Source organism: Roseibium sp. (assembly GCF_051016195.1).
GTDB lineage: Bacteria > Pseudomonadota > Alphaproteobacteria > Rhizobiales > Stappiaceae > Roseibium.
The window spans coordinates 1,552,339-1,569,952 of sequence record NZ_CP134616.1; the positions used below are offsets into that span (position 1 = coordinate 1,552,339).

Annotated in this window: 16 protein-coding genes; 10 read left to right on the forward strand and 6 right to left on the reverse strand. The window is 59.5% G+C overall.

From position 1 onward, the window contains the following. Window positions 1-55 precede the first annotated feature (55 nt). The 6 genes from lptM (at window position 56) to RDA78_RS07180 (ending at window position 8,908) form a co-directional block, all read left to right on the forward strand. The gene (gene lptM / locus RDA78_RS07155) at window positions 56-274 is read left to right on the forward strand and encodes an LPS translocon maturation chaperone LptM (RefSeq protein WP_434054643.1); all 219 of its coding nucleotides are present in this window, start codon (window positions 56-58) and stop codon (window positions 272-274) included. Between the two features lie 70 nt (window positions 275-344). Then, window positions 345-1,619: a diaminopimelate decarboxylase gene (lysA, locus tag RDA78_RS07160; protein WP_434054644.1), complete on the forward strand. Its 1,275-nt coding sequence runs from the start codon at window positions 345-347 to the stop codon at window positions 1,617-1,619. 135 nt (window positions 1,620-1,754) lie between these two features. Beyond that, a complete protein-coding gene (locus RDA78_RS07165) occupies window positions 1,755-4,346 on the forward strand; it encodes a TIGR02302 family protein (protein ID WP_434054645.1) in 2,592 nt (863 codons plus the stop codon). A 125-nt stretch (window positions 4,347-4,471) separates the two neighbouring features. Next, window positions 4,472-6,364 carry a CHASE2 domain-containing protein gene (locus RDA78_RS07170; protein ID WP_434054646.1) on the forward strand — a complete coding sequence of 631 codons (1,893 nt, stop codon included), beginning with the start codon at window positions 4,472-4,474 and terminating at the stop codon, window positions 6,362-6,364. A gap of 34 nt (window positions 6,365-6,398) precedes the next feature. Further along, complete coding sequence (locus tag RDA78_RS07175) at window positions 6,399-7,064, forward strand: DUF928 domain-containing protein (protein ID WP_434054647.1); 666 nt, start codon at window positions 6,399-6,401, stop codon at window positions 7,062-7,064. Then, window positions 7,061-8,908, forward strand: a complete 1,848-nt coding sequence (locus RDA78_RS07180; RefSeq protein WP_434054648.1) for a caspase family protein — start codon at window positions 7,061-7,063, stop codon at window positions 8,906-8,908. The genes RDA78_RS07175 and RDA78_RS07180 overlap by 4 nt, the downstream gene beginning before the upstream one ends. Before the next feature lie 34 nt (window positions 8,909-8,942). Here the strand turns inward: RDA78_RS07180 and RDA78_RS07185 are convergent, their stop codons facing one another. From RDA78_RS07185 to RDA78_RS07205, 5 genes are all read right to left on the reverse strand, one after another. Beyond that, window positions 8,943-10,505 (reverse strand): caspase family protein, encoded by a 1,563-nt coding sequence (locus RDA78_RS07185; RefSeq protein WP_434054649.1) that lies wholly within the window; start codon window positions 10,503-10,505, stop codon window positions 8,943-8,945. Between the two features lie 312 nt (window positions 10,506-10,817). Beyond that, the gene (locus RDA78_RS07190; protein WP_434054650.1) at window positions 10,818-11,408 is read right to left on the reverse strand and encodes a LysE family translocator; all 591 of its coding nucleotides are present in this window, start codon (window positions 11,406-11,408) and stop codon (window positions 10,818-10,820) included. A gap of 113 nt (window positions 11,409-11,521) precedes the next feature. Continuing rightward, the gene (locus RDA78_RS07195; RefSeq protein WP_434054651.1) at window positions 11,522-11,917 is read right to left on the reverse strand and encodes a response regulator; all 396 of its coding nucleotides are present in this window, start codon (window positions 11,915-11,917) and stop codon (window positions 11,522-11,524) included. 2 nt (window positions 11,918-11,919) lie between these two features. Beyond that, complete coding sequence (gene hpt / locus RDA78_RS07200; RefSeq protein ID WP_434054652.1) at window positions 11,920-12,486, reverse strand: hypoxanthine phosphoribosyltransferase; 567 nt, start codon at window positions 12,484-12,486, stop codon at window positions 11,920-11,922. Window positions 12,487-12,488: 2 nt separating this feature from the next. After that, window positions 12,489-13,436 (reverse strand): zinc-ribbon domain-containing protein, encoded by a 948-nt coding sequence (locus RDA78_RS07205; RefSeq protein ID WP_434054653.1) that lies wholly within the window; start codon window positions 13,434-13,436, stop codon window positions 12,489-12,491. Between the two features lie 194 nt (window positions 13,437-13,630). On the opposite strand from RDA78_RS07205, the gene ftsE reads away from it, so the two are divergent. From ftsE to RDA78_RS07225, 4 genes are read left to right on the forward strand one after another with little or no spacing between them, the layout of a single operon-like run. Beyond that, a complete protein-coding gene (gene ftsE / locus RDA78_RS07210; protein WP_306142270.1) occupies window positions 13,631-14,290 on the forward strand; it encodes a cell division ATP-binding protein FtsE in 660 nt (219 codons plus the stop codon). Window positions 14,291-14,343: 53 nt separating this feature from the next. Continuing rightward, window positions 14,344-15,384: a cell division protein FtsX gene (locus RDA78_RS07215; RefSeq protein WP_434054654.1), complete on the forward strand. Its 1,041-nt coding sequence runs from the start codon at window positions 14,344-14,346 to the stop codon at window positions 15,382-15,384. 55 nt (window positions 15,385-15,439) lie between these two features. Then, entirely contained in the window at window positions 15,440-16,165 is a 726-nt protein-coding gene (locus RDA78_RS07220) for a YdcF family protein (RefSeq protein WP_434054655.1), read from the forward strand. A gap of 56 nt (window positions 16,166-16,221) precedes the next feature. Beyond that, entirely contained in the window at window positions 16,222-17,016 is a 795-nt protein-coding gene (locus RDA78_RS07225; RefSeq protein WP_434054656.1) for a lysophospholipid acyltransferase family protein, read from the forward strand. Here RDA78_RS07225 and RDA78_RS07230 read toward each other — a convergent pair. Then, window positions 17,008-17,529, reverse strand: a complete 522-nt coding sequence (locus tag RDA78_RS07230) for a gamma-glutamylcyclotransferase (protein WP_434054657.1) — start codon at window positions 17,527-17,529, stop codon at window positions 17,008-17,010. The genes RDA78_RS07225 and RDA78_RS07230 overlap by 9 nt on opposite strands. Between the last annotated feature and the right edge of the window lie 85 nt (window positions 17,530-17,614).

The following is a 17,614-nucleotide window of genomic DNA, read 5'->3' on the forward strand; positions in this document are numbered from 1 at the left end:
CTGCCGTGCGAGGAGAGAGCTGAACGAGGTGAATTCCGAGAAGGGCAAATGTCGCATGGTGATCCGGATCAGAACTCTGGCGGTGGTCTGTCTGTGCCTGAGCACAACCCTGGCCGCCTGCGGCCGGAAGGGCGATCTGGATGTTCCCGGGACACCAGTGGAACAGCAGAATACCCTTTCGGAACCCGTTGATCCCGCGACCGCGCCGGCGCCGCCGGAACTTGAGCCGGAAACCGACGACAGATCCTTCTTTCTGGATTTCCTGATCAACTGATATCAACCGCAGCAGGGACCGGCGGTGCATCCCGGCCCAAATGGCTTTCAGACAGCTCAGTGAGGCAGTCTTGCATCATTTCGATTACAAAAACGGCGCACTTCACGCCGAGGATGTCGCAATTGAAGAGATCGCGCGCGCGGTTGGCACGCCGTTTTATTGCTATTCGACCGCGACCCTGACCCGACACTACCAGGTGTTCGCGTCCGCGTTCGACGATATCCCGTCCCTGGTCTGTTACGCGATGAAGGCCAATTCGAACCAGGCTGTCCTCAAAACGCTTGGAAAGCTCGGCGCCGGCATGGATGTCGTGTCCGAAGGCGAGTTGCGCAGGGCCAGGGCCGCCGATGTTCCCGCGAGCAAGATCGTGTTTTCCGGCGTCGGCAAGACCGAGGCCGAACAGGCCTATGCGCTGGATGAGGACATTCTGTGCTTCAACGTGGAATCCGAACCGGAACTGTTGCAGCTTTCCCGCGTCGCGAGCGAGATGGGGCGCACCGCCAGGGTCTCCATGCGCATCAACCCGGACGTCGACGCGAAGACCCATGCGAAAATTGCCACCGGCAAGGCTGAAAACAAATTCGGCATTCCATGGCAGCGTGCACGAGACGTTTATGCCCATGCGGCAAAGCTTCCGGGTATCGAGGTCACCGGTATCGACATGCATATCGGGTCCCAGATCACGGAACTCGGACCTTTCGACGACGCGTTTGCGCGTCTTGGGGAACTGATCTCCGATCTGCGCGGCCAGGGACACAAGATCGAGCATGTCGATCTGGGCGGCGGCCTGGGCATTCCCTATGTCAGCGACAACGATCCGCCGCCGCACCCAGACGCCTACGCTGAAGTGGTCAAGAAGCACGTTCGGGAACTCGACTGCACCGTCATGTTCGAGCCGGGACGTCTGATCGCGGGAAATGCGGGCATCCTGGTGACGCGCGTAATCTACGTGAAGGAAGGCGCCGACAAGACATTCGTCATCGTGGACGGAGCCATGAATGACCTGATCCGGCCGACGCTTTATGAAGCCCATCACGAGGTGCGGCCGATGAAGGAAGATATCGGTGATCTTGATCGAATCAGGGCGGATATCGTCGGGCCGGTGTGCGAAACCGGGGATTTCCTTGCGCAGGACCGGGATATGGCGAAGGTGGAGGCTGGGGATATCCTGGCGATCTATTCGGCCGGTGCCTATGGCGCTGTCCAGTCAAGCACCTACAATTCGCGCCTGCTGATCCCGGAAGTCCTCGTAAACGCAGATCAATTCGCGGTCGTGCGGCCTCGTCTGTCCTATGACGAACTGCTCGGACTCGATCAGATGCCGGATTGGCTCAAGGCTTCGTGACGCAATCGGCCCGGAATTAGTTGCTCCAGCCTGTTGCCGGATCGCTCCTTATGCCTCACCTTATAGGGTGGTGGGCCAATTCCAACGCCGGCAATCACGGTTGCCGCGGACGCGGGATATGAACCGGAGGTGCCTTTGAGCCCGAAAGAGAGCGATCAGGATCTGGGACATTCGAAAAATGCGTCCGGCTGGCGGGACTACATTCAGTCGCGCCTTGATACGCTGATCGGCCAAAGCCGGTTCTTCCTGTTTGTCGAGCGCCTGTGGCGCGCCGTTCTGCCGCTGCTCGTCGTTGTCGGCATTTACGTCGGCCTGTCCTGGCTTGGGCTCTGGACCATCCTGCCGGTTTGGATCGGACTTGCCGGGATTGCCGTTTTTGCGGCCGCACTCGTGTGGGCCGCAAAAGACCTGCTCAAGCTCAAGTGGCCATCGCGCGAAGATGCGTTGCAGCGCGTGGAAAAAACGTCAGGCTACAAGCACCGGCCGCTGACCGCGCTCGAGGACGACCTGTCGGTCGGAACTGACAACGCGGAAAGCCGTGCGATCTGGGCTCTCCATCAGCGGCGAACCGCTGAGGCCGTTGCATCGATCCGTTCCAAAGCGCCTGATCCGCAGGCCTTCCGCCGTGATCCGTGGGCCTTCCGCGTTCTTGCCGCAAGTCTGCTCGTGATCGGGTTCGCCGCTGCCAAGGGCGACCATATGGGCCGGCTGACATCCGCATTCCAGAACCCGTTCAAGACCGTCGAACCGCCAAGCAGGCTCGATGCCTGGGTCACACCGCCGATCTATACGAGCGAGCCGCCGGTCTATCTCACCGGCGAGAGCGCGCAGCTGCGCGACGCCGGTGCACCGGTCCACGTGCCCGAGGGCTCGGTGCTCGTGGTCCGCTCGCAAGGATCGCAGGAAATCAGCATGACGTTTGCCGGCCCGGACGATGCCGAGCCGACCGTCATTGAGCCGGATCAGGCTCTCGGGGAGGAGGCCGACGCCGAGCTTGCAAAGCTGTTGCCACTCGAAAGACGATTAACGCTTGAAACGACCGGTGTCGTTGAACTTTCGAACACGGATACGCCTGAAGAGCCCTTCTTGCGGTTCGTCTTTGCCGTGAAGCCGGACGACGCGCCGGAAATCCGTCTTGTCGATGATCCGGAAGCCCAGCTGAGCGGCGCGCTTAAATTCTCGTATCTGGTGAACGACGATTACGGTGTTGTGGCCGCCGAGGCCCGGATCACGCCGTTGCCCAATCCGGATCATCAGGACCGGGTCCCCCGTCCGCTCGTCGAGGCGCCCCAGTTTCCGCTGTCGCTGCCGCCACGCACCGGAACCGCCAAGACGGCTGAGACCATCCGGGATCTGACGTCGCACCCCTGGGCCGGATCTGAGGTTGATCTGACCCTGCTCGCGCGTGATCAGGCCTCTCAGGAAGGTTTTTCTCCCCCTTACCGCATTACCTTGCCGCAACGCCGCTTTGCCAAGCCGCTGGCGCGGGCGATTGTCGAACAGCGCCGCAACCTTGCCCTGGATGCGCAAAACCACGCGCAGGTGATCACGGCGATCGATGCCCTGATGCTTGCGCCTGAACTGTTCGATTTCAGGGCGCGCAATTATCTCGGGATGCGCTTTGCCTATGGTGAGCTGACCAGCGCGGAAACAGATGACGATCTCAAGGCGATGCTGCCGCTTTTGTGGGATCTCGCGCTCTCGATTGAGGACGGTGATCTGTCCGCGGCCGAGCGCAAGCTGAGGGATGCCCAGGAGGCCCTGCGCAAGGCGCTGGAAGAAGGCGCGAGCGACGAGGAAATCGCGCGGCTGACCCAGGAACTGCGTGAGGCGCTGAACGAATACATGCAGGCGCTGGCGGAGCAGATGCGCCAGAATCCGCAAGCGATGCAGCCGTTTGACGGAAACCAGCAGACGCTCAATCAGCAGGATCTGAGCGAGATGCTTGACCGGATCGAGGAACTTGCCCGAACCGGATCGCGGGATGCCGCGCGTGAGCTGCTTGCCCAGATGCAGCAGATGCTGGAAAACCTTCAGGCCGGCAGACCGCAGATGATGCCTGAAGGCATGAACAGCGAAATGATGGAGATGCTCAACCAGCTTGGTGAGATGATCCAGCAACAGCAGCAGCTGATGGATGAAACGCATCGTTTCAACCAGGATGAGCAGCGCCAGCGCGGCAATCAGCAGCAGGGCCAGCAGCAGCAAGGGCAACAGGGTCAGGGTCAACAGATGACCCAGGAGCAACTGGAGCAGATGCTGCAGCAACTCCAGCAGGGTCAGGGCGACCTTGCGCAACAGTTGCAGCAGTTGATGGATCAGCTGGGCCAGAACGGCATGGGCCAGAACGAAGCTCTGGGCCAGGCAGGCGAATCCATGGGGGACGCGCAGCAGTCGCTCGGCCAGGGACAAGGCCAGCAGGCTCTCGGACAACAGGGCGATGCGCTTGATGCGCTCCGCCGCGGTGCCCAGAGCATGACCGAGCAGATGATGGGACAGGGCGAAGGCGCCGGCAATCCGAACGGCCCCTCGCCGCTCGACGAAGATCCGCTTGGGCGCCCGCGGCGCACCGAAGGACCCGACTTCAACAACCGGGTACAGATCCCGGATGAAATTGACGTGCAGCGGGCCCGGCGCATTCTGGAAGAACTGCGCAGACGTTTCTCGGACCCCTCCCGGCCGCAGCTGGAACTGGATTATCTGGAACGTCTCCTGAAGCGATACTGATCGCGGCATGAGCCGGCCGCTCCGCGGTCGGCCGCGGCGCTGCTCACCCTGCCATCACGCAGCAGGCGTGGCTTTTGTCTGAACTCGGGATATGATCCCTGGAAACAAGTTGACCAGGGACGGCTATGCCAGGGTGGATTCTGTCGCGAAACATGTCGATCGCGCTGTGGCTGACAGTGTCCACCATCGTGTTTCTCGCCGTACTTGGCCTGCGTCAACTGGGCATGCTCCAGTCTCTCGAGTTGACCCACTATGATTTCACGACGTCTCTGCTGGCGCATAACGGCCAAACTGACGATGTCGCTGTCGTTGCGATCTATGAAGCCGATCTCGGCGACTGGGGCTGGCCGCTTTCCGATGACAAGCTGGCTCAAATTACGGACGCAGCGCTTGAAGCGAAGGCGGCTGTTGTCGGCATTGATATCTACCGCGACAGGCCGGTAGAGCCCGGTTCCCAAACCCTTGATGCGGTTCTGAAAGACGATCGTGTCGTTACGATCACGAAGCTTGCCGAAGACGGCGGCATCCTGATCCGGGCGCCGTCGGCGTCGGCACAAACAGGTGCCTTCGGGTTCTCCGATGTGCCTCTCGATGCAGATGGCGTTGCGAGACGGTCCCTGCTGCTCGCCAGGAATGGTGAGGCCCTGCATCTGTCGTTTGCAATGAAACTCGCCATGAAAGTGTTCGGCATCGAGGACCCGGTGCCTTCGCCGGCCGATCCCCGTGTTATCCTTCTCGGCGAGACTCCCGTTCCGCCTTTGACGCCAGGGTTTGGCAGTTACGTCCGGGCGGACACGGCGGGCTATCAGATCATGACCCGGTTCCGGCACGAGTTGCCGATTTCGCCTGTCGTCAACGCAAGGGATCTGCTCGAAGGAAACATCGAAGACAATGTGCTCCGGGACAAGGTCGTGCTGATCGGACTGATCAGCGACACGATCAAGGACCACTTCGTTACACCGGTGAACCGCCGCTCCGGTGCATGGTTCGTTTATGGTCTCCAGTTGCACGCCGCAATCGTTCAGCAAATCCTGGATCATGCCGCAGGCCATCTTCGGCCGCTGACGGATGTTCCAAAACCGCTGCAGACCTTCGTCATCGCCATATCGGCCCTGATTGGAGCGGCGGTGGCGCTTTTCCTGCGCAACGCGGCCTTCACCTTCGCCGCAGGTCTGGGCGGTGCAGTTTCGATCCTGGTGCTGATGTCAGCCGCCATGACTTTCGGGGTCTGGCTGCCCGCCGTGCCTGTTGCGCTTGCCTGGATGGTTTCGTTCCTGGTTTCCTTCTCCATAGTCGCGATCGTGGCGCGGCGCCAGCGCACGACGCTTTCAAAGCTGTTTCAAAGCCAGTTGTCACCGGAGCTCTCGCAGGAAATCTGGCTGCAGAGGGAGCAGATCCTGGTCGGCGGCAAACCCGTTCCGCGCCGGCTGACGGTCAGTCTTCTTTACGCTGACATCGCAGGGTCGACCCGGGTCAGCGGCGTTGCCGAGCCCAAGGCGTTCATGGACTGGATCGGCACCGTTCTTGATGCTCTCGGCGCAGACGCGGCAGATCAGCGCGGTTTCGTGGAGAAATACACCGGAGACGGCATTCTGGTGGCGTTCGGTGCGCCCCTCCCCAATCCGGTTGACTGTCCGGAACAGGCAAACGCCCGCGCCGCTTGCCGGTGCGCGCTTTTGATGCGTGAAACGATAGACCGGCTGAATGCGCAAAACAAAACAGGCTGGCCTTACCATCTGCGTATTGGCCTGCATTGCGGGGAGGTCTTTGGGGGTGCGATTGGCGGAATGCAGGCGATGAAATACAATCTCATCGGGAATACAGTGAATACTGCCGCTCGGATCGAGAGCTTTGGCAAGAGGATTGAAGACCGGGGCAGTCAATCCGTCACCATTTGCTGTTCGGAGGAATTCGCGCGGCTGGTGGATGATTATGCTGTGCTCGAGCCGGCTGGAGAATTGCTGCACGACGATGGGCTAAGAAAACACCGGATCCTGCTGATAAAGGGGCTTTTATAGACATGTTCACCGGGACATTGCGGTGAGAAGCGTTTTGCGCACCATAATACTGATGCTGGCCGCGACTGCTGTGGGCGGCTTGGGCGCCCTCGTGTTCATCTGGACGACGGGCGCCCCGGATCAAAAACTGCCGTCCACGAAAATTGTCTTTGTACCGCCTGCGGCCGGAGCTCCTGCCGACATGATCGGGGCCGGAACGCGGGAACTCTTATCGACGCCTCAGAGCATTCAGATCCTGATCCCGGAAGGAGGCGGTGTCGCTATTGCAGAATCGCCCGCGCTGCTTTGGTCCCTCAGTACGGCGCAGCAAGGGCTGATGCGGGCCGAACTCGTCCCATTGAGCGGCGGTGCACCCGTTGCGGAGACGACAATGCGCGGTGACATCCAACCCGGTCTCTACGCTCTTGATCTGGCAAAGTCCGGTGTGCCGCTGCCGCCTGGACAGCTTTACGAGTTCAGGGTCATGCTTGCCGACGAAACAACGGGTGAAGTCTTCGTGCCCGCAAGGGGCCTGGTCGAGCGGCGATCGGGCCCATCAGTTCAAGATGCAGCGGACGCAGCGTCTCAGGGCGTTTGGTTCGATGCCCTCGGATTCCTGACGGAAAGCGATCAATCGGGGCAGGTGCGGGTGACGGACCAGACGGGTTTTGGCGACCTTTTGCGGTCGGCAGGGTTGAAACCGGAGGAAGTACCGCGATGAAAACCTGTCTTGGATCTCAGACAAACCGTGAAGGTGCAAGAATCATTTCTACCCGCTGGTTTCTTGCTCTCGGGATTGCTGTTGCTGCGGTGTTCACCCTCGCCCTGTCGCCCGTTCAGGCTTCGGTTGGCAAACGTGTTGCGCTAGTCATCGGCAACTCTGACTATGAATATGTGAGCAAACTCGACAATCCCGCGAACGATGCTTCAGATATTGCAGACGCGCTTTCCCGCATCGGTTTTGAAGTCACCTCGGGGTTTGACCTCGATTACCGCGAAATGCGGCTTGCGATTCGGGACTTCGCCGAGACAGCCGCAGATGCGGAGATGGTATTCATATATTTTGCCGGTCACGGGATAGAAATTGACAACACAAATTACCTGATTCCATCGAACGCGGAACTGCGGAGCGATCGCGACGTCGATTTTGAAGCGATTCGCTTGGATACCCTTATCGGGGCCATTGCTTACTCGCCGGGACTGAAAGTCGTTCTTGTCGATGCCTGCCGCAATAATCCGTTCATTGTCGATATGATCCGAACGACCGCAACCCGGTCCATCGGACGCGGTCTTGGGCGCATTGAGCCGGGCGGTGTTCTTGTCGGCTATGCCGCCCGGAGCGGCACACTGGCGCTCGACGGGGAAGGCCGCAACAGTCCCTATGCCCGGGCTCTTCTCAACCATATCGAACAACCGGGACTTGAAATCGGGAAGATGTTCCGCAAGATCCGGGACAACGTCTATGACCTGACCAACGGTTCACAGGAACCCTTCACCTACGGGTCTCTGCCCGGGCGGGACATCTTTCTGGTTCCAACGCCTGCGGTTTCGGCGATTGAACCTGAAGATGCCGAGATGCCTCCGCCTTCCGTTCGCCAACGGCTATTCGAGCGCTACAGCGAAGCGCAAGAGCTTGGAACCCTGAAAGCCTGGAACACGTTCCTGCGCGCATACGGTCACAAGACAGACGAGGCAGTTGTTCTGGCTGCCAGGGAGGCGCGAGACAAACTTGTCGCTCGATCCACGTCTACAGGTCAGGGTCTTTCCAGGGAACTGTGGCTGGACGTTTCGTTCGATTCTTCTGGCGCGGCAATTCTCTCACGGGAGCAGGGAATCGCGGTACAGCGCGCTTTGTCATATCTCGGACACGATACGGGAACGCCGGACGGTGTGTTCGGGCCGAGAACAAGGGCTGCGATCGCCTCTGCACGGCTGCGCGCGGGTATCCCGCATGGCAGCAAAGTCGATCGCGCACTGCTCCGCGTTCTCCCTGATGTTCCCAGGATCGATGCGCTTAAGTCCGGAAAAGCTCGAAAACACGACATTGACGAGCTGCCGCCGGGGCTCGAACCCAGACTTGCGAAAGCCATGGTCGCATTGGATGGATACGAGTTCATCTTCGACTACCACGAGGGACATCTTTACCTCGCGGTGCTTCCGGGGGGATATGCGCGTAGCTGGAAATTGGGCAACGATCTTGCAAAAAAGGCTGGAGGTTACCTCGCCACGATTTCCGATGCAGAAGAAAACCGTTTCCTTTCCGATCTGTTTCGAAACGATGAGCGCTTCCTTGAGTATTATGCTCCTGCAAACGAGCTGAACGGGCCCTATTTCGGGCTCTATCAGATTCCCGGAAGCCAGGAACCTTCCGGCGGCTGGGTTTGGGTCACGGGTGAGCCGGTGACATTCCGCGCTTGGGCGGACGGTCATCCAAGGCCCGAAAAAAGCAGCGACTATGCCGCTTTCAACGTGCTTCTCAAATCGCAGAGCCGGAACGAACCCCTCAGAACCTGGGCAAGTAACTCTCCTGACAACCCTAAAGGGTATCTCATCGAGATTGATTGACAAAAGAGTTGTGATCGAATCCGGAATGGCGGCGTCACTGCCGCGTAAGCGTGAAATTGCCGCGGCAATTGCCCTGGTCGTGCCGAAACGTGCCGTTGCCGCCATTCTCGCCGATGGTTCCGGACAGGGTATTGCTCTGGGTTCGACCCTCGTGGAAGAAGTAGAGCTTGATATTGACGCGGCCGGTATCGCTGATTGTGCCTTTCAAGTTGGTGCCACGGGTGATGACACCGTCCCTGATCTGGACTGTCTGCCCCAGGCGGTTCCATCCGCATGATCCCTTGGAAATGCGGACAAGCATCCAGCTACCGTTCAGACCTGGTCCGTTGGCCGCCGGGCAGACGCGGGACGGATTGCGCTTGAGCTGCTGCAGGAGGTCTGCGGATAGATCCAGCGCTGACACGCTGCGGCCCGAATGCCGGGCATAGCTTTCGAGCGCCTGTCGGCTTTTGCGGCCCCAGACTCCGTCCGCCGTTCCGGCCTTGCAGCCAAGGCGGTTGAGTTCGGACTGCAGGGAGCGTACGAGGGCCCTGTCGTTGCCGGGTTCGGCAAGCCCTTGTTCCTCAATGGGATCACTGGGTGGCGTGAGAGCCGAAACCTGAATGTCCTTGGTCTGCGTCTCTTCTTCCGCCTGCGGTGTTTGAACGCGTTTTTCCGCTGTCACACTCGACTGCTTGAGGTCTTCCAGCTTCAGTCGCGCGATCGCCGCGAATTTTCCATTCGGGTATTGCGACAGGTAGCTTTCGAAATAGCCCTCGTTGGTCGCGTCCTTGATCGAATTCCAATAGGCCAGCTCAATCTGCAGATCGGGTGTCTCTGTGCTCTTGGAGACCTGTTCCTGCTTCAGGATGACCTTGCCGGTCAGGGACGAGTTTTCCCAAGGGATCTGTTGTCCACCGGTCGCTTGCAGAACATCGACGCGTACCCGCACCAGGTTTTGCGAAATATCCTCTCCCGGGTGCCCGAGATGCTCGACCAGGGCTCCCGTGAACGGACTGTTGCGTCCTTCACCATCCAGGGCAACGTTGCCGGGCTGTGTTGAAAAGGAAACAAGCGTCCCGACGCCGGAGCCGACGCGGGCCAGACCGTTTCCAACGGACGTGGACCGGGTACCCATGGACCGGGCCAGGTTCCGGGCCAGCGGGTTGTTCCTGCAGGCATCCAGAAAAATCAGGCTGGTTCTGCTCAAGCGCTCCATCGCCGACATGACCAGTGAAATCGGCATCGCCTCGAAATCGATATCGTTTTCCGAGCGCAGTTGCGCGTCAACCGGGACCAGGTAGTTCCTGCCCCGAACCTGAAGTCCGTGTCCGGCGTAGTAGAACAGCGCAATGTCCGCGTCTTTCAGGGAGTTCACGAAGTCCCGGACGGTGCGCCGCATGCCGGTGAAATCGAGATCCGTGCCCTTCACAACCTCAAAACCGAGGGTCTCGAGTTTTTCGGCCATATCCGATGCATCGTTGAGCGGGTTGGCCAGTTCGCCGGCATTCTCATATGCCGCGTTGCCGATCACCAGCGCAACGCGTTTTTCCGCGGCAAGACCCTTGGCCGTTGCCAGGAATGTTAGAACGAACACTGCCAAAAGAACGCGACGCATGACCCCACCCACGCAATGATGCAGATGTCGCGAACGCCCCGGCTCCGGCCCATCCGAACGCGCATTGAACGCGCATTGAACGCGGATAGACGGGAACCAAGGCAATCGCCTGCACCTTCAGAAGTCTATAACAGGAGGCCGAAATACCTCAAGGTGACGCGGAAGCGGGCAGTTCGGCCCAAGATCCCGTTCGCCGGCAATTGCTCGGGAGCTGTCGGTGAGCAGTCATATCGGGTCAAAAATACGCTCTTCTTGCCACCGGTCGCCGGATCAACATTCAGCCTGCATGTGCGGAGAGGTTCTCGGCAGTGTTCAGGATTGCGCGAAAAACGCCAGGGCGACGACCGCCAGAAGCGAAGCGGCCATTGCAAAGTTGATGCGCCGCTGCACGCGCGGGTCCAGATCGAGGCGGTGCAATGCCATCCCCGCGTAAAGCCAGATGAAGTGGATCGGCAGCCAGATCATGTTCATGATCAGGAATTTCAGGGCGGTTTCGATGACAAGGCTTTCCGGCCAGAAAGCAAATCCGGTCAGGAGAGCGGTGTTGACCGCATAGGCCTTGGGGTTCACGGTCTGAAGGATGATGCCGGACCAGAATCCAGGCGCCTTTTTCGCTTCGCTGAAGCCGATGCGCGAACCTGCGAACGCGATCTTGTAGGCGAGATACATCAAGTATCCCAAGGAGGCGACCATGAGAGCGGCCCTGATATTCTCGTTTGCAAGAATGACCGCCGCCATTCCGGAAACAACAGCGAGCGCAACCAGATTGGTGCCGACGAAAAGTCCGCCGATGTAGCGCGCGCCCGGCGCAAAGCCGAAGGCCGAGCCGACGCCGGCGACAGACAGGACGCCAGGTCCGGGTGTGATGATGAGGAAGAAGACCGCGAACGCGAAAGTGATCATGCTTGCTTGGTAGAAGATGAAACTGAGCGCGTCAATCTGGTGTGCCTGCGCGCGTTCCCGGTTTCAAACCCGGCGGGTGGGCGGCAAGTCCGGGACCGAAAAGGCGCCGAGCGTCACGCGTATCTGCGCGTGTCTTCGGGCAGGACGCCGGCGATGGCGTCGCGCACGGCCTTGCGGATGTCGACAAGCGAGAACGGCTTTGTGATCACATCGTGAACCAGTGCGTCCAGTCCGTTGGCCCTTTCGCGCTGATCGGCGAAACCTGTCATGAGCAGGATCGGCATGTCCGGAAAGTCGCGGGCCGTGTGCAGCGCAAGCGCAATCCCGTCCATGACCGGCATCTTGATATCGGAGACAAGCAGGTCGAAACCGTCCTCTTCGCGGCTGAGCACTTCCACGGCTTCACCACCGTCTTCGGCAACACTGACCGTATGCCCGTCCAGCTCCAATGCGCGTTTTACAAAGCTTCTTACCGCGTCATCGTCTTCCGTGAGAAGAATGCGAGACATGCTCACTCTCCTGTCTTGCCGTCAGCTGCCGCTTCGCTTTCCGAAGGAGCAACATATCCAATAAAGGGCAACTGCCGCCACGCGTGACCCATATCCATACCGTATCCGACGACAAACTTATCAGGACAGGCAAATCCCACATAATCTGCAGATATGGCAGCTTTGCGGCGCTCGGGTTTGTCCAGCAAGGCCGCGATCTTGACAGACCGTGCGCCGCGCTCCATAAGCCGCTCGCGTGCGAAGGCCAGCGTGCGGCCCGATTCCAGAATGTCGTCCACCAGAATTATGTCGCGATTGGTCACGTCGCTTTCAACATCACGCAGCACGCGAATGTTGTCTGATCCCTCCGTGCCGGCGCCATAGGAGGACAGGTGGATAAATTCCATTTCCGGTTCCAACTCGGCGCGGTGCATCGCCCTGACGAGATCGGCTGCAAAGATGAAACTGCCCTTCAGAACCGCTACGACAAGAAGATCCTTGGGCTGTCCTTCCGCGATTTCCCGCGCAAGCGCTGCCACCCGCATGGCAATGGCGTCTTCGTCGAAAAGCGTATGAATGTTTGTTGTCATGGTCACTCAAGCACTATCTGGCGTTGCCCGCGATTGATGAAACGGACCTGTATGTCGGATGCGTCTTGCGGAGGGTCGGCCAGTATTGTCCTGAACCTGGTCTCGTCGAGCCCATTCAGTGCCTTGGTCCTGGGTTCCACGGTCCAGGCGTATACTTCCTGGAGGTCTGAATTGCGAATCGACAGCCTGACGGCCGGAACGGCGTTCGACTCATCGAGCAGATTGCGGATCGAGCCCTCAACGACGAGGATCTGCTTTCCGCCTTCAACTTCGGAAAATGTCCGCAGGTTCCGGAATTCCAATCCACGCAAATTGACCTCGAACCCGATCATCTGGAACAGACTCGCTAGATCCGGCGACTGTTTGACCATGTTGTCGCGCAGAAAGACGAACGAGGCTACCGCGGCAAGCGCGATGCCGAATATGACGATACCGCCGATCCGACGGAAATTGCGCCGCGCCAGCCACCCGATGACAGCGCCGATGTGATTTCGCCGGAACTTGTCCGGATTGACGATGATCTTCGGCCTCTTGGCCTGTGACTCAATGTCGTCATTGCCGTCGTCCTCATCGCCCTTTTCGTCTTCTTTCAGGTCGGCGGCGAACCGGTCCTCGTCCTCTTTCGAGGGCAGATCTTCGTCTGTGGAAAAATCCTCGCCATCGTCGGTGGAATCGAGCGCATTGTCGTCGTCGTTCCCGAAGTCTTCGTCGGAAGAACCGGCATCTTCCTGCGCATCCGTCGCCCAGTCCGCTTCATCCTGGGCGGCATCGCTTTCATCCGGTTCTGCGTCCGGCCCGGCTTCCGCGCTCTTGAACTCCGCGGCATCGTCATCCGCTGACACGAACCACCGGTTGCCACACTTGGCGCATTTGACGCTGCGCCCCTGCTGGCCTACAGCTTCCGCCTTGATTTCGTAGGAGGTACTGCAATCCGGACATGTGATCTTCATTTTTGAAGACCTTTCGTCATGGCGTGCTCAAGTGCTGTTCTCGTGTGACCGATCGGGCGAATTCCGGCACGAAATGTTGGACAAATGCCAGCAATTCCAGTGATGGGCTTTCCGGATTCTAATGGACCTTTATATGATTAATGCACCGTTAACGGCATGGCTATAGCGTCGGTCCATCAACAGGAGACATATTTGTGATCCGCTTTGAAAATGTCGGATTGAGATACGGCATGGGACCGGAAATCCTGCGCGATCTGACTTTTCAGATCGAACCCCAGTCGTTTCAGTTCCTGACCGGGCCATCGGGCGCGGGAAAGACCAGCCTGATCCGGCTTCTGTTCATGTCGCTCCGGCCGACCCGCGGATTGATCAAGGTCTTCAATCGCGATCTGAGCGTTATCGACAAGCAGGAATTGCCGAAGCTGCGGCGTAAGATCGGCGTGGTGTTCCAGGACTTTCGGCTGCTCGACCACCTGACGACCTATGAGAATGTCGCGTTGCCGTTGCGCGTTGTCGGCAAACAGGAGTCCGACTACCGGGCGGACGTGATCGACCTGCTGAAGTGGGTCGGGCTGGGCGACAGGATGCATGTCCTTCCGCCCGTCCTGTCCGGGGGCGAGAAACAGCGTGCGGCGATCGCAAGAGCGCTCATCACGCGGCCCGAGGTTCTCCTCGCCGACGAGCCCACGGGCAATGTCGACCCACCTCTCGCGCGCCGTCTGTTGCGTCTTTTCATAGAATTGAACAAACTCGGCACTTCCGTGGTCATCGCGACGCACGATATCGCATTGCTGGAACAGGTTGATGCGCGGCGGATGGTGCTGGCGGACGGACGCCTTTCGATATTCGACTAACAAGACCCCTTCAACGCAAGGCGTCGGCGGCAGACAGACAACCAGGCAGCAGAATGGCCCAACCAGACACAGAAGATGACAAGCAGGCGTCTGTCGTCGAAGTCAAGCCGCCCGAGCGGTCGGGGCGTTCCAAGCGGCCCAAAAAGAAACCCAAGTCCAAACCGGCGAAACCGGAACAGGGTGATTCGGCGAAACTCAGACCGTCGGCTGCGATCGTGCCGCCGCAGTCTGTCGCCGGCCGCGCCCTGACGCTTGTGGTCGCCATCATGAGTTTTCTGGCCTGTCTGACGGTCGGCGCCGTGTCCGTCGTCTGGGACGCCGCCGATGCCTGGCAGAACGACCTCGTGCGGGAGATCACGATCCAGATCCGGCCGACAGAAGGTGTCGACATGCTGCGCGAGATCGACAAGGCCGTAGCGCTGGTGCAGGAGTTCCCGGGCATTGGTTCGGTTCGGGCGCTGTCGGATTCGGAAACGAAATCCCTGTTGGAACCGTGGCTCGGTGAAGGCCTTGAACTTGACGGATTGCCCGTCCCGCGACTTATCCAGATCTCGGTCGGCAATCCCGCGCTTCTCGATCTTGACCAGTTGCGTGCGTCCGTGTCCCAGCAGGTTACGGGCGCGAGCGTCGACGATCATTCCATCTGGACATCCCGTCTTTCTGCCATGGCCGGAGCAGTCGTCGCCGGAGGGGTCGCTATCATGATCCTTGTTCTTGGGTCCATGGTGCTGAGCGTGGTGTTCGCAACGCAATCCGCCATGGCCGGCAACAAGGATGTCGTGTCCGTGCTTCATTTCGTCGGCGCAGAGGACAGTTTTATTGCGCGGGAGTTTCAACGGCACTTCCTTATGCTTGGTCTCAAGGGCGGCGTGTCGGGCGGCGTTGCGGCCGTCCTGTGTTTCGTGATCGTGGATCTGCTCACTCGGCAGGCATCCGGACAGGCAGGGTCAGACCAGTTGTCGGCCCTGTTCGGTTCCGTCTCCGTCAGCGTGCCGGGATACCTGGGCGTTCTGGCGGTCGTGTTCCTTGTCGCGATCCTGACGGCCCTGACATCCGGGCTCGCGGTCAAGGCCCATCTGGCGAAGGTGGATTGAATTTAATGGCGAGTGCCGCGAAATTGGCTCAATCGCATACCACAATTGCCACACCATGCGTGTAGACACAGCCATTGATTCGGCCGCCGGGAATGGCCTGGAAGCCGGCGCAGCTCAGGATAGCGCCGCCGCGCAGGCGCGTGTGTCCGCAGACAGCGCTCGCCCTGCTCCGGGTTTCGGACGGAAAAAACGGTTTGGCCTGCGTGTTGCCTTCGTAACCGTTCTGCTTGCGCTTGCCGCCGGAGTGTTGGGCCAGTTTCTCTATTTCGCGCACCAGATATCGACAGCAAGAGTTCCGAGCACGGCCAATGCGGATGCGATCGTTGTGCTGACGGGAGGGCAGGCGCGCGTGCGCGAAGGACTGCGCCTGCTGGAAGAGGGTCATGCCGCCCGCCTGCTGATTTCCGGAGTTCATCCCGGCACGACGCGTGAGCAGCTGGCCGCAGTGACCTCGTCCAGCATGCCGCTCGAAAAGGGCAGCGTCGATCTCGACAGGGTCGCGCTCAATACGGCCGGCAACGCGACTGAAACCGCCGTATGGGTGCAGAAGAACGGGTTCAGTTCATTGCTGGTTGTCACCAGCGCCTATCACATTCCGAGGGCCAAGGCGGAATTGGCCGATGTCTTGCCGGATGTCGACCTGATTGCCTATCCGGTGTTCGCCAAGGATCTTGAATTGGACACCTGGTATCAGAAGCCTGCAACGATCCGGCTTCTCATGCGCGAATATGTGAAGTATATCCTCGCCAGACTCCGCAATACCGTACGGGCCATGAGCTGATATCAATCAGAACCTGGTTTAGCGGCAACCTTGCTCTGTTCACGTTTTCTGGTGCCATGCTTCTTCTGCGATCTACCCTTTTTCAGGTGCTGTTCTACGCGGTGACCTTCATAGAAATGATCCTGTTCTCACCGGTGATGCTTTTGCCGCGCAAGTGGGGCTGGCCCATCGTGCCGTTCTGGTCGCGCTCGCTGATCTGGCTGATGCGTGTGGTTGCTGGCCTCAAGGTGGAAATCAGGGGCCGGGAAAATCTGCCGAAAGGCGGCTACATAGCGGCAATGAAACACCAGTCGGCCTGGGAGACAGTGGCGCTCATCCCGCTTTTTGCAAGTCCAACCTTCATCCTGAAGCGGGAATTGCGCTGGATCCCGATATTCGGCTGGTACACCGCCAAGTACAGGCAGATCCCCATCAACAGGGGCAAACGCTCCGAAGCGCTGGCGGCGATGATGGAAGCGGCCAAGGAAGCGATTGCAGAAGAACGGCAGATCATGATTTTCCCGGAGGGGACGCGCCGTCCCGCCGGCGCGGAGCCGAAGTACAAGTACGGGATCACGCATCTCTACCGGGACCTGAAGTGTCCGGTGGTGCCAATCGCGCACAATGCCGGCCTCTACTGGCCCCGGTCGTCGTGGAAGGTTTACCCGGGAACGGTGATCGTGGAAATTCTGCCGCCGATCGAGCCGGGGCTTTCGAACGATGTGTTCTATGAACAGTTGGTGGACACGATTGAAACGGCGAGCAACAGGCTGATCGAGGAAGCCAGGAGCGCGCCGAGCCCGTCTCCTGTACTCAGGGATGTTGATGAGGCCAGGCAGACTCCGGCCGCGCAGGCCATGTCCTCACAGTAGCTTCAGGCGTTCCGCGAGCCAGGCAAGATTGGTGTCGGCGATGCCCATTTCCTCCAGATGAGCAGCGGTATTGATGACGTATTCCGGGTTTTCCCCGGATTTTCCGACGGCGCCATTCACGATTTCAAGCTGCTGCTCCAAAGGCAGCGCGCCGGCATATTGCGGGTGGCCATGATCCACCATGTAGACAAGCGCATGTACCTTTTCACCGCCCTCAAGTTCGATATTGTGCAAATGTTCCTTGTAGACCATCGTGGTCTGCTCGCGCGCCCGCAGATACTCAAGGGTGTCCGGCCAGATGTCTTCCGCCACCTGATAGGCCATGCCACGGCAGGCACCGCCATTGTCCAGTCCGAACACGAGACCGGGACGTTCCTGGGTGCCGCGATGAACCCAGGAGTAAACGCAGAGCGCCCGGTGAGCGCCTCTCAAAAGGGCCTGTTCGGATCGAATATGGTCGAATCCCGGGTTCCACATCAGCGACCCGTAGCCAAATACCCAAAAATTGCTCATATCGTCCTGTCTATCATTGTGCCGCCGGGGGAGATAGCAATACACGCACGATGATTCAATGAAGTGCACAAGCCGGTCTGATCAA

Coding starts and splice junctions, on each gene's coding strand:
- lptM (WP_434054643.1), top strand. CDS start 56: ATGGTGATCCGGATCAGAACTCTGGCGGTGGTCTGTCTGTGCCTGAGC.
- RDA78_RS07170 (WP_434054646.1), top strand. CDS start 4,472: ATGCCAGGGTGGATTCTGTCGCGAAACATGTCGATCGCGCTGTGGCTG.
- RDA78_RS07180 (WP_434054648.1), top strand. CDS start 7,061: ATGAAAACCTGTCTTGGATCTCAGACAAACCGTGAAGGTGCAAGAATC.
- RDA78_RS07185 (WP_434054649.1), bottom strand. CDS start 10,505: ATGCGTCGCGTTCTTTTGGCAGTGTTCGTTCTAACATTCCTGGCAACG.
- RDA78_RS07190 (WP_434054650.1), bottom strand. CDS start 11,408: ATGATCACTTTCGCGTTCGCGGTCTTCTTCCTCATCATCACACCCGGA.
- RDA78_RS07195 (WP_434054651.1), bottom strand. CDS start 11,917: ATGTCTCGCATTCTTCTCACGGAAGACGATGACGCGGTAAGAAGCTTT.
- hpt (WP_434054652.1), bottom strand. CDS start 12,486: ATGACAACAAACATTCATACGCTTTTCGACGAAGACGCCATTGCCATG.
- RDA78_RS07205 (WP_434054653.1), bottom strand. CDS start 13,436: ATGAAGATCACATGTCCGGATTGCAGTACCTCCTACGAAATCAAGGCG.
- RDA78_RS07215 (WP_434054654.1), top strand. CDS start 14,344: ATGGCCCAACCAGACACAGAAGATGACAAGCAGGCGTCTGTCGTCGAA.
- RDA78_RS07220 (WP_434054655.1), top strand. CDS start 15,440: ATGCGTGTAGACACAGCCATTGATTCGGCCGCCGGGAATGGCCTGGAA.
- RDA78_RS07225 (WP_434054656.1), top strand. CDS start 16,222: ATGCTTCTTCTGCGATCTACCCTTTTTCAGGTGCTGTTCTACGCGGTG.
- RDA78_RS07230 (WP_434054657.1), bottom strand. CDS start 17,529: ATGAGCAATTTTTGGGTATTTGGCTACGGGTCGCTGATGTGGAACCCG.